Genomic DNA, 13,758 nt, shown 5'->3' on the forward strand with positions numbered 1-13,758 from the left:
TCCTGAGGCTTCGGCGACGAATTCACTGGACGCTCAATCCTATCGATCGACCCTGCGACGCGCCGGGTTTCCCATGAGACTCGAAGCGAGCGGAGGCGCCCCTCCGGGGCGTAGGCTCGGCCCTGTGGACGAGTCCTCGTCGCCGCACGCACGGCATCGCGCCCCCACCGAGTCGGTGGCCGTTCCGCCCTCCCCGGGAGCCGATGCCGACGATGCCGTCATCGTGATCCGCGACCTCCACGTCCGGCGTGCGAAGACGCCCGTGCTCCACGGGCTCTCGCTCTCGGTGCAGCGAGGCCGGATCGTGGGCCTCCTCGGCCCGAGCGGCAGCGGCAAGACGACGCTCATGCGCTCGATCGTCGGCGTGCAGGTCGTGCAGTCGGGCACCGTCGAGGTGCTCGGCCTTCCGGCCGGTTCTCGCGAGCTCCGCAGCCGCGTGGCCTACGTCACGCAGCAGCCGAGCGTCTACGACGACCTCACAGTGCGCCAGAACCTCGCGTACTTCGCGCGCGTGCTCGGCGTGCCGAGGGCCAAGGTCGACGAGGCGATCGCGCGGACGCACCTCGGCGACGTCGAGCGTCGCCTGGCCGGATCGCTCTCGGGCGGGCAGCGCAGCCGGGTCTCCCTCGCCACGGCGCTCCTCGGCGACGCCGAACTGCTCGTGCTCGACGAGCCGACCGTCGGGCTCGACCCGGTGCTCAGGGTCGAGCTGTGGGAGCTCTTCCACCAGCTCGCCGGCGAGGGCGCGACGCTCATCGTCTCGAGCCACGTCATGGACGAGGCCAAGCGCTGCGACCAGCTGCTGCTCATGCGCAACGGCGAACTGCTCGCCGACGCGTCCGTCGCGAGCGTGCTCGCCGCGACCGGCACCGACGACATGGAGACCGCGTTCCTCACGCTCATCGAGCGTGCGACCACCCCGATGACCGACGAGGAGGCGCCGCGATGACCCCCGTGCGCACCCTCGCCACCGCCGGTCGGGTCCTGAGCCAGATCCGCCACGACCCTCGCACGATCGGGCTCCTGCTCGTCGTGCCGAGCCTGCTGATCGGCCTCGTCGCCTGGATCTTCACCGACACCGACGTGTTCGCCGACATCGGCCCGGCGATGATCGCGCTGTTCCCGTTCATCGTGATGTTCCTCGTCACGAGCATCGCGACGCTGCGCGAGCGGCGGACGGGCACGCTCGAGCGGCTCTTCTCGATGCCGCTCGGCAAGGGAGACTTCATCCTCGGGTACGCGCTCGCATTCGGCCTGCTCGCGATCTTCCAGACCGCCATCGCGGTGTCCTGGGCCGTGTGGGTGTGCGGCTTGGAGATCGAGGGGTCGGTCTGGCTCCTCTTCGCGGTCGCGGTCGCCGACGCCCTGCTCGGCACGTCGCTCGGGCTCCTGGCGAGCGCGTTCGCGCGCACCGAGTTCCAGGTGGTCCAGTTCATGCCGGTGCTCGTGTTCCCGCAGATCCTGCTGGGCGGCATCTTCCTGCCCCGCGATCAGCTGCCCGAGGTGCTCCAGGCGATCGGCGACGCACTTCCTCTGAGCTTCGCCATCGATGCGCTCACGGCCGTCGCCGACGGCTCCGAGGATGCCGCGTGGATCTGGGGCAAGGTCCTCGTGATCGGTGCGTGGATCGTCGGCTCGATCGTGCTCGGCTCGATCACGCTGCGCCGTCGAACGCCCTGACCTCCGACCGCCCGCTGCGACCCTCGCCGCCGCCGAGCACGCGATCGAGGTGCGGGTTCGAGAAGCGCCGGTCGGGATCGAGCCGATCGCGCACCGCGAGGAAGTCGTCGAAGCGCGGGTACGCCTCGCGGAGCGACTCGGCCGTCTGCGTGTGCATCTTGCCCCAGTGCGGTCGCCCGCCGAAGGAGCGCATGATCTCCTCGACGCCGGCGAAGTACTCCGTCGGGTCCTCGCGGAAGTACCGGTGCACCGCGATGTAGCCCGTCTCCCGCCCGTAGGCGGTCGAGAGCCAGTTCCCGTCGGATGCCGCGGCCCGCACCTCGACCGGGAAGCTGATGCGCCATCCGCGCGCCGCGATGAGCGAGCGGATGGCGCGGAACGCCTCGGGGATCGCCTCGAGCGGGATCGCGTACTCCATCTCGCGGAACCGTACGGACCGGTTCGTCGTGAAGACGTTCGGCGAGAAGTCGCTGAAGTCGCGGTTGCCCGTGAACCGGTCGACGAGTCGTGCGAGCGGGGGCGTGACCGGGGGCGCGATCCGGCCGAGCGCGCACATGGCGCGGTAGACGCCGTTCGCGAGCACCTCGTCCGAGAGCCAGCGCTCGGCGCGGCCGAGCGGCGTGCGGTGGGCGTCGCCCGGCAGCCGCGTGTTCGTCTTCGTCAGGGCGGTCGCGGTGTGCGGGAACCAGTAGAACTCGAAGTGGTCGTGCTCGCGGACCCGCGGCATCCACTCGTCGAGCACCTCGTCGAGCGGTTCGGTCCGCTCGACGGCATGCAGCACGAAGCGCGGCACGAGCTGGAGCGTGAGCTCGGTGATCACGCCGAGCGCGCCGAGGCCGACCCGCACCGCGGGCAGCAGTTCGGCCCGTTCGGTCTCGCTCACCGTGATGAGTTCGCCCGCGCCGGTCACGAGCCGCGCGGCGACGATCTGGGTGGCGAGGCCGCCGAAGCCGATCCCGGTGCCGTGCGTGCCCGTCGAGGTCGCCCCCGAGATCGTCTGCCGGTCGATGTCGCCCATGTTCGGCATCGCGAGCCCGTACGGCGCGAGCAGGTGCGGGAGCCGATGCAGCGGGGTGCCGGCGCCGAGCGAGACGCGCCCGGTGGCCGGATCCGCCGCGCGAACACCCGAGAGATCGGCGAGGTCGAGCTGGATGTCGGGGGCCGCCGCGATCGCGGTGAAGCTGTGGCCCGAGCCGACGGGCTTGATGCGCCGCCCCTCGGCCGCGACGACCGCGCGCTGCACGGCTCCCTCGTCGGCCGGACGCTCGATCCGATTCGGACGCACGGCGGCGGTGCGCCCCCAGTTGCGCCATACTGCTCCACTCGCGGTCACAGGAACGCCTTCCCCTCTCCACGGTACGTCGGCACGGTGCCGACGACCTCGTCGCCGTCGACGAGCGCGAACTCGTTCAGGTGCTCGGCGAGCTCGCCCGACTTGGTGTGCCGAAGCCAGATCCGGTCGCCGGGCCGCGGCAGCGCCCCGCCGTGACCCGTCACCGGGGTCTGCACCTCGCCGGCGCCCTCCCGCGGCAGCATCCGCAGCCCCTCGGGCCAGGCGATGCGGGGCAGCCGGTCGGGGCCCGGCGGGCCGGACGCCACCCAGCCGCCGCCGAGGATCGTCGCGTGGCGGGGGCTCGGCGACCGCACGACGTCGAGCCCGACGGCGGCCGCCGGTGCGGGCGTGAAGTGGGCATAGCCGTCGAAGAGGTGGCCGGCGAGGATGCCCGACCCGGCGCCGAGCTCGGTGACCGTCGGGTCGGCGGCCGTCGCCTCAAGGGAGCCGGTTCCGCCGCCGTTGACGAACTGGAGGTCGGCGTGGCGCCGCACCGCCGCGACGGCCCGCGCGCGGCGTTCGACGAGTTCGGGCATCGAACGGGACTGCATCCAGCGGTTCACGGCGCCGTCGACCGGGCGGCCGCGCGGCGCGTTCGCGACGCCGGCCACCTGCGCCTCGTACGCCATCACGCCCACGAGGCGGAAGCCGGGGCGCCCGGCGATGTACGCGGCGAGCGCCTCCGCGTCCTCCGGCTCGTGCACCGGCGATCGCCGGACTCCGAGGTGGCCGAGCACCGGCGCGTGCCACGAGGCGTCGAGCTCGAGGCACACCCGGATCTCCTCGCGCCTCGCCGGCGGGAGGACGGCGTCCACGAGGTCGAGCTGCGCGGGTGCGTCGACCATGAGCGTGATGCGCCGCGCCAGGTCGGGATCGGTGGCGAGCCTCCGGATGCCCGCGGCCTCCGCCGTGGGATAGCCGACGACGAGGTCGTCGAGCTGCGGCATCCGCTCGGCCAGCCAGATCGCCTCGGCGAGCGTGAACGCGAGCACGCCCCGGTATCCGGGGAGGTCGAGGAGGGCCTCGACGACCGCGCGGACTCGCACGGACTTCGTCGCGACGCGGATCGGCGTGCCCGCGGCGCGGCGCACCATCTCGTGGGCGTTCCACCGGAGGGCGCCGACGTGCAGCGCCCCGACGGGCGCATCGAGGTGCCGCGTCGCCTCGGTGAGCGCCGGCCAGTGGGCGGACGGCTCGAGCCAGGGCCGGGCGGACGCGACCGGGCGCAGGTCGAGCTCGGCCTTCATCGGACGCTCCGCACCCGCGAGACCGCGACCGCACCGGCGAACGCGAACGCCGCACCGAGTGCGAAGACGAGCGTGAACGAGCCCGTCGCCGCGACGGCGAGCGCGCCGAGCAGCGGGCCGACCGACTGGGGCACGGCGGTCGCGATGTTCATGATGCCGAGGTCCTTGCCGCGCGACGCGGGGTCCGGGAGCACCTGCGTCGCGAGCGCCTGGTCGACCGAGAGGAAGCACCCGTACGCGAGGCCGAGGAGGCCGGCCGCCACCATCGCGACCGCGATCGACGGCATGACCGCGAGCAGCAGTGCGGCGACCCCCTGCAGCGCCGATGCGAGGAGCACGAAGATCCGCCGCCGTCCGAGCGCATCGGAGAGCCGGCCGAACGCCAGCGATGCGACGATCACGAACACCATGTAGACGAGGGTCAGCACGAGCAGGTCGTCCTCGGCGTTCCGATCGCCGAGTCCGAACATCAGGAAGTAGAGCAGCAGGCTCGTGCCGAGCGCGTTGCCGATCGAGACGAGCACGCGGCTCAGGAGGGTCCACCCGAAGTCGGGATGCGCACGCGGGCTGATCCAGAGGCTCGAGAGGATGCCACGGGCGCTCACGCGTGCCCGCTCGGCGGGGGCGAGCGGCGTCTCGGCCCTGAGGAGGAACGGCAGGGCCAGCACGAGGAGCGCCGCCGCGACCACGGCGTACCCCGTGAGCTGGCCCGTGAACACCATGGTGACGAGCACGAGGCCGAGGATGATCCCCACGGCCTGCGGCGCCGACATCCACCCCGAGACCACGCCGCGTTGGTCGACCGGGACCTGGTCGGAGATCGTCGCGGTCAGCGCAGCGGTCATGACGCAGAATCCGATCGTCGCACCGACCCACGCCAGTCCGATGGCCCACAGCTCGTGTTGGAGGCCGAGCAGCACGAGCGACGCCGCGAAGAGCACGGCGCCGCCGGCGATCCACGGCCGGCGACGACCGAACCGCGACGTGGTGCGGTCGGAGAGCGCGCCGGTCAACGGGTAGGCGATCACGACGAAGACGGCGGCGATCCCGGAGACCACGCCGAAGGCGACGACGCTCTCGATCCAGTCGTCGGGGTGCAGCTCGGCGTCGATCTGGGCGGGCAGCAGCAGTTGCACGGGCGTGAGCTGCGCCATCCAGATGCCGAGCCACGCGGCGGCGAACGCAGCCATCCAGCCGGCGCGCACCGCGCGAGTCGGCTCGGCGAACGAGCCGGCGGCGGGCGCCGCCGTCGGGGCCGATCCCGGCGGCGTGTGCGAGGCGTCGTGGGTACGGGTCACCGGGGTTCCGCCATTCTCGAGAGGGCATCGGCGGCCGCGCGGGAAGCCGCGAGCGCGGCGTCGTCGTCGCGGTGGACGAGCCAGTTCAGGGTGATGCCGTCGGAGAACGCGATGAGCACGCGGGCCACCTCCGACACGGGCGCGCGCCACGCGACGCCCGCACGGTCGGCGGCGATCGTGAGCGCGCGCTCGGCGAGGTCGGCGTACTGCCGGTACTGGGCGACGGCGACCGGATGCCGTTCCGGATCGCGCAGCGCGTGCTGCGTGAGCTCGAGCATGGCCTGCTCGTGCGCCGGATCGGCCCGGAGGTGATCGAGGTAGCGCCGGAAGGCCGCATCGATGACCTGGCGCAGGTCGCCGTCGACGTCGGGAAGTGGCAGTACGGCCTGGGTCTCGCGCGCGACGACGGTCGCGATGAGCTCGTCGAGGAACGCGTCGCGGGAGTCGAACGCGTAGTGGAAGCTCGCCAGCGACATCCCGGCCTCGGCCACGATCGCCCGCGTGGAAGCACCGGCGATGCCCTCGCGCGCGATGACGCGCAGGCCCGCCTCGATGAGCGCCGGGCGCCGCTCGGCGGCGGACATTCGGGACACGGCGCTCCTCTCGACCTCGCCTGCGGCTTCGTCGGGCGCGGCGCGGAACTGGGACGATCGTCCCAATTCGACCCAGTATGCACGCGCCGCGCGCATCGCACCAGCCTCCCGGTACGCTCGCCTCATGCGCCTCGGGGTTCTCGACGTCGGATCCAACACCGTCCACCTGCTGGTCGTCGACGCCCACCCCGGTGCGCGACCGATCCCGGCCGCCTCGCACAAGGCGGTGCTGCGGCTCATGCGCTACCTCGACGACGACGGGTCGATCAGCCAGGAGGGCATCGACGCGATCCTCGAGGCCGTGCACGAGGCATCCGCCGTGGCCGAGGAGTCCGGCATCGACGAGCTGCTCGCGTTCGCCACCTCCGCGATCCGCGAAGCGACGAACGGCGCCGAAGTGCTCGCCCTGATCGAGGAGGCCGCGGGCATCCACCTCGACGTCCTGAGCGGCGCCGACGAGGCCCGGATCACCTTCCTCGCCGTCCGCCGCTGGTACGGATGGTCGGCCGGCCGCATCCTGCTCTTCGACATCGGCGGCGGCTCGCTCGAGATCGCGCACGGCGGCGACGAGGTCCCGGCCCACGCCCGGTCCGTCCCGCTCGGTGCCGGCCGTTCCACGATCGAGTACCTCTCCACCGATCCGCCGACCGACGAGCAGGTCGACGCGCTTCGCGCGCACGCGCGCGCGGTCCTGCGTTCGACGGTCGACGAGATCGGCGGCATCCCCGAGGTCGACCACGTGGTCGGATCCTCGAAGACCATCCGGTCGCTCGCCCGGCTCGCCGGGAGCACCGAGGAGGGCGTCGGCTCGGAGGAGCGCAGCATCCTGAAGCTCTCACGCCTCGACGACTGGATCCCGCGCCTGGCGAAGATCCCGGCCGACGCGAGACCGAACCTGCCCGGCATCACCGCCGACCGGACGTTCCAGATCGTCGCCGGGGCCGTCGTGCTCTCCGAGACCATGCGCGCGTTCAAGGCGAAGACGCTCGAGGTCTCGCCGTGGGCCCTCCGCGAGGGCCTCATCCTGCGCCGGATCGACCGCCTGTCCTGAGGCGCCGTCGGGTCTCTCACAGACCTCTCCCATGCGGACGCGGTAGCGTTGCGGAATCTGCAGTGGGCGATCGCCCGCGAAACCCGGCTGGGAAGTCGACCAGACCCCCCGGGACGTGAACACATCTCCTCCGCCGTATCACTCGGTGCGATCCGGGCGACCATGCCCGGCCGCTCCCGCGGATCTCGCGCGAACGATCGCGCCGACCGTGGGCGAGCTCGCGGCACCACGCCCCCACTGCATCCCGCACGTCCGTTGGCGGACATCGCCGTCGGAACATCGCACGACCTGAGTCGTGCACGTCGCAGTCGCTTCCAGCGGCTCGGCTACTACAGAAGGAAATGAATATGGCAACCGGAACCGTCAAGTGGTTCAACGCCGACAAGGGCTTCGGCTTCATCGCCCCCGACGACGGCAGCGCCGACGTCTTCGCGCACTTCAGCGCCATCGCGACGGGTGGATTCCGCTCGCTCGACGAGAACCAGAAGGTCGAGTTCGAGACCGCCCGCGGCCCCAAGGGCCTGCAGGCCGAGAACATCCGCGTCATCGCGTAGTCCTCGCAGCACCGATCGGCGGCGACCCCGCTGATCCACGAGCGGATGCCGCGACGTGCCCCTCCCCGGAGGAGGCCGTCGCGGCATCCGCTCGTTCCGCGTCCGGGCACCGATGCGACGCACGTCGCTCCCGCGCACGGTGCTCCCGCTGGCACGTGCCGCCGGGATCATGATCCGCCCCGGAAGACGTGCCGTGGCATCCGTGCAGGACTCGACGCGACACGCAGCGCGCGGTTCCCGTCGCGGCCCCCGGTCGGACTGCTACGTTCGAGCCCATCAGGCGCATGGATGCTGCCGGGTTCGGCCCCCGGGCCCGGAGACAAAGGGAGCAACGATGTCTTCCAAGGTACGAGCCACCTGGATCACCGCGATCGTCATCACCGTGCTGTTCATGCTCTCGCAGTACGTGTGGGGGCGCGTCTTCGACGTCGACTACGAGACGATCACCGACTCGACGGAGAACCTCTGGACCGGAGCGGTCTTCCGCGTCGGCATGACCGCGCTGATCTTCACCGTGATCGCGATCCTGCTCAATCGCTCCTGGGGTGGGATCTACCGGCAGGACGTGCCTCGGCTGCCTGCCTGGATGTGGATCATCCCCATCATCATGGCCGGGAGCGCCATCGCGAGGATCGCGAGCAACGACTGGAGCGCCCGCGGGGTCGACTACCTGCTCGTGCTGGGGCTCGGCGTCCTGCTCGTCGGCGTCGCCGAGGAGACGACGTTCCGCGGGATCGTCGTGAGAGCGCTCCGCGGTTCCACCCAGAACGAGTTCGTGGTGATGCTGGTTTCGTCGGTCCTCTTCGGCGTGATGCATGCCGTGACCATCCTGAACGGCGCCGACGTGGGCGACACGATGACGCAGATCCTGGTCGCGACCATCGCGGGTGCGTCGTTCTACATCACGCTGCGGCTGGTGGGGAACCTCGTCGTCCCGATCCTGCTGCACGCCCTCGTCGACTTCTCGATCCTCGGCCAGGTCGGCGATGGAGGAGCGCTGAACTCCACCGCCGCGATCGCTCAACTCGTCATGTACGTCATCACGGGCATCGCCGCCGTCGTGATCCTCGTCTCCAGCATCCGGAACCGGAAGAAGGCGGACGCGACCGTCTCCTGAGCGTTCGTGAAGGCACTCCCCAGCGCAATGCGTTCGAGACCCATTCCGAGCGGCCGGAGTGCCCGGGCGTGTGCGTCTCCGCTGCCCCTGGGGTGAGAAGAACGGTGCTCCCGCTGGGATTCGAACCCGAAACTGTTCCGCGGCGATATGCGGCTAGTGCTGGAGAACCCCGGAATTCCGGCTCACATGAGGGGGTCCTGGATTCGCAGGATCCACCTCGTTCACGAGCGGTTGTTGCCATTCTGTTGCCACCGGCGAGGCCGGAATCGATCCCTCGGTGCGACGCGAGGAGATCCCGAGCGTCGCGACGCGAAACCACAGACCGCATCGTCGAGCCCAAGCGCTGCGTGAGGGGAATCAGTACCTCTCCAGGGACCGATCCCAGATCACTGCCTTCCGATACGGGCCATCGCCTTCCGCATCGAACTGCGGTTCATCGAACCGCACCGAGTACTCGAGTTCATCAGCCCGCGCCCGCGAATTCCGGATATGCCGTGGTGCGATCGTGGCGTCAACCACTCCGGTGAACACTTCGCGCCACGGACCGTCCCAGGACTCGTCCTTCATGACCCGCACGCGAGCGCCGGGTCGCATCGCCGCATTCGGCCACTCGTCGTGCAGTGGCTGATCCTCGACCGCCTCGATGGCTCGGCGATCCGATGCCTCCTGCTGTGCGAACCCATCGTCGTCCATTCAGCCAAGGTAGCTGAGTTCTTCGCGGCCATCCGCACGCGGCACTGGCCGCGTGCGTGTAGTTCACCGCCGCATTCCCGCCAAGGAGATTCGGTCGGGCGCTGGCAACTGGCCCGGAAGCGTGGCGCCGTAACCGGTGTACTCGATCCCGCCAAGAAGCTCGAGTCCGTCCTTCTCGCGGATCGTGTACAAGAAGACGCTGTCGTTGGTGCCTCGGATCGCCGCGTCGACGCGCACGATCATGCCCCGCCCACGGACCTTCGTGAAGTCGATCGAGGGACACCCGCATACGCACATGCCAAGCACCATCGCTTGTCGAGCCTGTTCTCGGAGCGCGGCCACTCCATCGAAGTCGACACTCAACAAGCGGGCCAAGACAGAGCGCTCGAGCTCGGTCAGCGGTCTCGGCTCCGCGTCGCAGGTCGTCATGTCGGTCATGCTCGCACGAACTTCCACCGTCTCTCCCGGTTCGCGCACGGACGATCCTTGATCGAAACGCTGGCGGACTATTCGGTCGCGCGATTTTCTCTGCGCGAGGATTATTGCCAGATTTCGAGGTCTCGCCATCCGCGAGGCATGCCCAGCGCGGTGGTATCGAAGTTGTCGCGGGCCGGGAACTGTTCCATGAGGCGTTTCAGGTCCGCGACCCAGCTGTCCCGTTGCTCGATCGCTCCGAGCAGGTATGCGATGACCGCGAGGGCGTTGTAGACCCCGAATACGGACTTCGCCGTCGTCTCGTCGCGAAGATGGTCGAGGAGTGGAACCTGTCCGGGTCGTGGGCGTGCGGGTGCGGAAACCAGCTTCCTGTTGAAGAGGCGAGCGTGGTGCGCAGCCACGTTGCGAACGTAGTTCACGCTGGCCATCCAGCTCGTCATGATCTTCTTCGACGGCACCGCGTACGCCTCGGCGATCTCGGACGCGAGATTCCGGTTGAGGCCGGCATAGAGGCGCGCGATGTGCCCCATCTCAAGGATCTCGGTGAGCGCCCAGATCGGCATCCGGCCGTCGTACTTGTCTCGGAAATGAGCTACGAACGCCTCGTCAGAGCTGTCCTGACGCGCCTGAACGCGGGAGAGCCACTCAGCGTGCTTGCTGGTCGGTGTGCCCGTGTCCGGGTCGGTGGAGATCTCGGTGAAGCTTTCGACGAATGACGCTTGGTCCAAGTGAGCGAAGGGCGAAACCTTGCCGAGCTGGTATCCGAGCTGCATTCGCAGCGATACCTCGATGCGTTCGACGCCGTCGAGCACCAGCAGCCGGAGACTGCGATCGAAATCGATGAGCGACGCGGCGTGCTCGAGACTTGTGCCCGGCCGATACCGGTTGTGAATCCGGACCCGGACGGTTCCGTCTCCATGTTCAACCCGCTCCGACTCGCGGAATGGATAGAGATAGCCGGTGAGGCGGTAGTAGCCGACCGCACGAAGCAGTGCCGCGGCATGCGCCGTGGAGGCGACCACCACGCCCCGGTCCTGCAGCTTGTCGATCTGCTCGGCGATGGAGAGCCACGGCTTGCCGTACTCCACCACGCACCTCCAGAGGAAAGAAAATCAGCCCGAGCCAGAAGGCGAGCGGGCTGATCGTGATGAAGTCAGGCTAGCACGCCGTGCCGACATCGGGGCCGGACCGGGATCCTCCAGCGAGAGGGGAGCTTGGAGAGATCGTCGCGCGAGCGAGCTACCCGGGGACCAAGCCCCTCGTGACGACCGAGATCCCGCGTCGTTGCAGGCTCGCCTCGATCGCTTGGCGTAGCTGTGTTCGACCGAGCGCCCCGCCAGTTGACCAGACGGGCGCGAGCGGGCCGCCGGCTCTGGCCGACATGGAGAGCTCGAAGCAGCGGTCGTGGGTGAAGAGCACGGCGCCGACTGCGTTGCCGAACTGCTTGAGCGCGACCGCGTCGATCTCTTCCGCACGCCACCTGCCGAGCAGCGACCCGTGGCGATCGAACGCGACGATGCAGTCCTCCGTGACGACCAGGTACGTCCCTGCGAACGGTGTCGCACCCATCACGAACAGGTCGCCGCCGTTGTCGGCCGCAATGATCCCCAGCCTTCGATGCAGGTTGGGGAGAAGCATGAGTGCCGCTCCCACCAGGAGACCCACGCTCAGCATGAGGAGCCCCGGAGCAGGTATCCCGACGATGACGGTGACGTCGCCGTCGGAGAGGGCGAACCAGAGGAAGACGACGATGGCGAGGATGAACAACGCGGCCCACAAGAACCCGATACAGGTGCGCCATCCCCGGTCGGTTCTGGCGAACAGCCGCTCTGGGTCGATCTCGTACCTGGAACCTGCGCTGATCTCCTCGCACGATCCAGCGATCAGACCGGAGACGACGTCAGCGGTCAACATTTCTCACCGGCTCCGGGGTATGCCACCACTGAACCCTAGTTCGAGACCGGACGCGTCGGCCCCGCCAATCCGTCGTCCCTGTTCTCCCAGGCTGATTCCTCGTCCACGGTCCATGCTTCAACTCTCGCGCACCTGGATTCCGATCCACGTCTTTCCCTGGCCCGCCGCCTCTGCTTCACTTCCCAACCTCCCCCGGGAAGACGAAGGATGACTGGGGGAGGTTGGGAAGCGGGCGAAGCCCGGCAGAGGCGGCGGGACTGGGAAAGAGGTGGGCCAAGCGTTCGTCCACCTATTCGCGGCCGGTGAACAGCCAAGTGCCCTTCGCCGACGGCGAGGACCGGCGTCGCGCCGGGTCGATCGCGGACGCGCGATCGCCGCTCGACCAGCGCCCGCGTTCGTCGAGGCGGCCGCCTGTGGAGAACTCCCCCGCGCACTCCTCGCAGGGGGTCAGTCACCGTCCCCCTCAGGGGTACGGCCACCGACCCCCTTAGGGGGTCAGTCAGCGTACCTGCAGGGGGACACTACGCGTACCCCTTAAAGAAGCAGGAAGGAACAGGAAGAACAGCAAGAGAACCAGTACGCGCGAGCGCGAGAATATCCGGGCATCGCGAGCTCGACGGCGGTGGGCCAACAGCGGGATGGATAGCCTGAAGTCCGTGCACAAGGTCTCAGGGATGACGTCGATGATGAGCGAGATCGGTCGCTGCCGTGGGTAGCATCCACGCCTACGCCGTCGCCGGCGGCCGGCGATATCGCGTGCTCTTCCGCAAGCCGGACAGGACGCAAGGGCAGAAGCGGGGCTTCAAGACCAAGCGCGACGCAGAGCTCTTCCTCGCCGAGGTCGAGGTCTCCAAGGCGCGCGGTGAGTTCATCGATGCAACGGCCGCACGGGTCACCGTGGGTGCGCTGGGCGCCGAGTGGCTGGCGTCGCAGCAGCACGTGCTCAAGCCGTCGGCATTCGCGCCGCTCGAGTCGTCGTGGCGGCTGCACGTGGCGCCCGTGTGGTCCGAGCGAGCCGTCGGCAGCCTCCGGCACACCGAGATCCAGGCCTGGGTCTCCGACCTGAGCCGGTCGATGAGCGCGACGAGCGTGCTTCGGGCCCACGGCATCCTCGCCGGAACGCTGGATGGCGCGGTGAAGGATCGGCGGATCGCCGCGAATCCCGCTCGCGGGCTCACGCTCCCCCGCAAGACGGGCAAGCCGAAGGTCTACCTCACCCACACGCAGGTGCAGCTCCTTGCCGAGGCATCCGCGCACCCGACCCTCGTGCAGTTCCTGGCCTACACCGGCCTGCGCTGGGGTGAGGCAACGGGACTGCGAGTCAAGCACCTCGATGCCCTGCGGCGGCGCGTGAAGGTCGAGGAGAACGCCGTCAAGGTGAACGGGGTCATCCACGTCGGCACGCCCAAGACGCATGCCACGCGCTCCGTGCCGTACCCCGCGTTCCTGTCGGAGCCCCTCGCCCGGATGTGCGAGGACAAGCACCGCGACGGCATCCTGTTCGGCGACGGCGCGACCCACATGGTGCTGCCGCACTCGCAGCGCGGATGGTTCACCGCGGCCGTACGACGCGCCCAGACGGCCGATCCGGACTTCCCGCGGCTCACGCCCCATGACCTACGTCATACGGCCGCGAGCTTGGCGATCAGCGCCGGCGCGAACGTCAAGGCAGTGCAGCGGATGCTGGGGCACGCCTCGGCGGCGATGACGCTCGACGTGTACGCCGAGCTGTTCGACGACGATCTCGAGGCCGTCTCGACCGCCCTCGATCAGGCCCGATCGGCCGCGGTTGTTGCCAATCCGTTGCCACGGGCCGATCCGTCGCCGGTCTCGATGCCCTGAA

The 13,758-nt window shown here is 69.6% G+C and carries 14 protein-coding genes; 6 read left to right on the forward strand and 8 right to left on the reverse strand.

Features of this window, described 5'->3' with window-relative positions; translation table 11 throughout:
- Nucleotides 1-124: 124 nt before the first annotated feature.
- Nucleotides 125-949 (forward strand): ABC transporter ATP-binding protein, encoded by an 825-nt coding sequence (locus ACSJD1_RS09665; protein ID WP_438855100.1) that lies wholly within the window; start codon nt 125-127, stop codon nt 947-949.
- Nucleotides 946-1,680 (forward strand): ABC transporter permease, encoded by a 735-nt coding sequence (locus tag ACSJD1_RS09670; protein WP_438855101.1) that lies wholly within the window; start codon nt 946-948, stop codon nt 1,678-1,680. Before ACSJD1_RS09665 ends, ACSJD1_RS09670 begins: the two co-directional genes overlap by 4 nt.
- On the opposite strand, the gene ACSJD1_RS09675 is transcribed toward ACSJD1_RS09670, so the two are convergent.
- From ACSJD1_RS09675 to ACSJD1_RS09690, 4 genes are read right to left on the reverse strand one after another with little or no spacing between them, the layout of a single operon-like run.
- Nucleotides 1,655-3,013 (reverse strand): D-arabinono-1,4-lactone oxidase, encoded by a 1,359-nt coding sequence (locus tag ACSJD1_RS09675; RefSeq protein ID WP_438855102.1) that lies wholly within the window; start codon nt 3,011-3,013, stop codon nt 1,655-1,657. The two genes, ACSJD1_RS09670 and ACSJD1_RS09675, sit on opposite strands and share 26 nt — an antisense overlap.
- Nucleotides 3,010-4,260 carry an alanine racemase gene (locus ACSJD1_RS09680; RefSeq protein ID WP_438855103.1) on the reverse strand — a complete coding sequence of 417 codons (1,251 nt, stop codon included), beginning with the start codon at nt 4,258-4,260 and terminating at the stop codon, nt 3,010-3,012. Before ACSJD1_RS09680 ends, ACSJD1_RS09675 begins: the two co-directional genes overlap by 4 nt.
- Entirely contained in the window at nt 4,257-5,558 is a 1,302-nt protein-coding gene (locus ACSJD1_RS09685) for an MFS transporter (RefSeq protein WP_438855104.1), read from the reverse strand. Before ACSJD1_RS09685 ends, ACSJD1_RS09680 begins: the two co-directional genes overlap by 4 nt.
- The gene (locus ACSJD1_RS09690; protein WP_438855178.1) at nt 5,555-6,142 is read right to left on the reverse strand and encodes a TetR/AcrR family transcriptional regulator; all 588 of its coding nucleotides are present in this window, start codon (nt 6,140-6,142) and stop codon (nt 5,555-5,557) included. Before ACSJD1_RS09690 ends, ACSJD1_RS09685 begins: the two co-directional genes overlap by 4 nt.
- Nucleotides 6,143-6,275: 133 nt before the next feature.
- Here ACSJD1_RS09690 and ACSJD1_RS09695 point away from each other — a divergent pair, with 133 nt between their 5' ends.
- The 3 genes from ACSJD1_RS09695 (at nt 6,276) to ACSJD1_RS09705 (ending at nt 8,873) form a co-directional block, all read left to right on the forward strand.
- A complete protein-coding gene (locus ACSJD1_RS09695) occupies nt 6,276-7,202 on the forward strand; it encodes a Ppx/GppA phosphatase family protein (protein WP_438855105.1) in 927 nt (308 codons plus the stop codon).
- A gap of 347 nt (nt 7,203-7,549) precedes the next feature.
- Nucleotides 7,550-7,756, forward strand: coding sequence for a cold-shock protein (locus tag ACSJD1_RS09700; protein ID WP_353815742.1), 207 nt, complete (start codon nt 7,550-7,552; stop codon nt 7,754-7,756).
- A gap of 334 nt (nt 7,757-8,090) precedes the next feature.
- Nucleotides 8,091-8,873 carry a CPBP family intramembrane glutamic endopeptidase gene (locus ACSJD1_RS09705; protein ID WP_438855106.1) on the forward strand — a complete coding sequence of 261 codons (783 nt, stop codon included), beginning with the start codon at nt 8,091-8,093 and terminating at the stop codon, nt 8,871-8,873.
- A 357-nt stretch (nt 8,874-9,230) separates the two neighbouring features.
- On the opposite strand, the gene ACSJD1_RS09710 is transcribed toward ACSJD1_RS09705, so the two are convergent.
- From ACSJD1_RS09710 to ACSJD1_RS09725, 4 genes are all read right to left on the reverse strand, one after another.
- Nucleotides 9,231-9,566 (reverse strand): hypothetical protein, encoded by a 336-nt coding sequence (locus tag ACSJD1_RS09710; RefSeq protein WP_438855107.1) that lies wholly within the window; start codon nt 9,564-9,566, stop codon nt 9,231-9,233.
- 63 nt (nt 9,567-9,629) lie between these two features.
- Nucleotides 9,630-10,043, reverse strand: a complete 414-nt coding sequence (locus ACSJD1_RS09715) for a hypothetical protein (RefSeq protein WP_438855108.1) — start codon at nt 10,041-10,043, stop codon at nt 9,630-9,632.
- A 62-nt stretch (nt 10,044-10,105) separates the two neighbouring features.
- Nucleotides 10,106-11,089 carry an Abi family protein gene (locus ACSJD1_RS09720; protein WP_438855109.1) on the reverse strand — a complete coding sequence of 328 codons (984 nt, stop codon included), beginning with the start codon at nt 11,087-11,089 and terminating at the stop codon, nt 10,106-10,108.
- A gap of 151 nt (nt 11,090-11,240) precedes the next feature.
- Nucleotides 11,241-11,915 carry a hypothetical protein gene (locus tag ACSJD1_RS09725; RefSeq protein WP_438855110.1) on the reverse strand — a complete coding sequence of 225 codons (675 nt, stop codon included), beginning with the start codon at nt 11,913-11,915 and terminating at the stop codon, nt 11,241-11,243.
- 708 nt (nt 11,916-12,623) lie between these two features.
- Between ACSJD1_RS09725 and ACSJD1_RS09730 the strand changes: the two genes are divergently transcribed.
- The gene (locus ACSJD1_RS09730; protein ID WP_438855111.1) at nt 12,624-13,757 is read left to right on the forward strand and encodes a tyrosine-type recombinase/integrase; all 1,134 of its coding nucleotides are present in this window, start codon (nt 12,624-12,626) and stop codon (nt 13,755-13,757) included.
- Nucleotide 13,758: the final 1 nt, after the last annotated feature.

The sequence above is a fragment of the Agromyces excoecariae genome, from assembly GCF_051715505.1.
Classification (GTDB): Bacteria; Actinomycetota; Actinomycetes; order Actinomycetales; family Microbacteriaceae; genus Agromyces.

Bases quoted from the DNA above. Each gene is read 5' to 3' on its own strand.
- ACSJD1_RS09670 (WP_438855101.1), top strand. From the start codon at position 946: ATGACCCCCGTGCGCACCCTCGCCACCGCCGGTCGGGTCCTGAGCCAG.
- ACSJD1_RS09680 (WP_438855103.1), bottom strand. From the start codon at position 4,260: ATGAAGGCCGAGCTCGACCTGCGCCCGGTCGCGTCCGCCCGGCCCTGG.
- ACSJD1_RS09690 (WP_438855178.1), bottom strand. From the start codon at position 6,142: ATGTCCGCCGCCGAGCGGCGCCCGGCGCTCATCGAGGCGGGCCTGCGC.
- ACSJD1_RS09695 (WP_438855105.1), top strand. From the start codon at position 6,276: ATGCGCCTCGGGGTTCTCGACGTCGGATCCAACACCGTCCACCTGCTG.
- ACSJD1_RS09700 (WP_353815742.1), top strand. From the start codon at position 7,550: ATGGCAACCGGAACCGTCAAGTGGTTCAACGCCGACAAGGGCTTCGGC.
- ACSJD1_RS09705 (WP_438855106.1), top strand. From the start codon at position 8,091: ATGTCTTCCAAGGTACGAGCCACCTGGATCACCGCGATCGTCATCACC.
- ACSJD1_RS09710 (WP_438855107.1), bottom strand. From the start codon at position 9,566: ATGGACGACGATGGGTTCGCACAGCAGGAGGCATCGGATCGCCGAGCC.
- ACSJD1_RS09725 (WP_438855110.1), bottom strand. From the start codon at position 11,915: ATGTTGACCGCTGACGTCGTCTCCGGTCTGATCGCTGGATCGTGCGAG.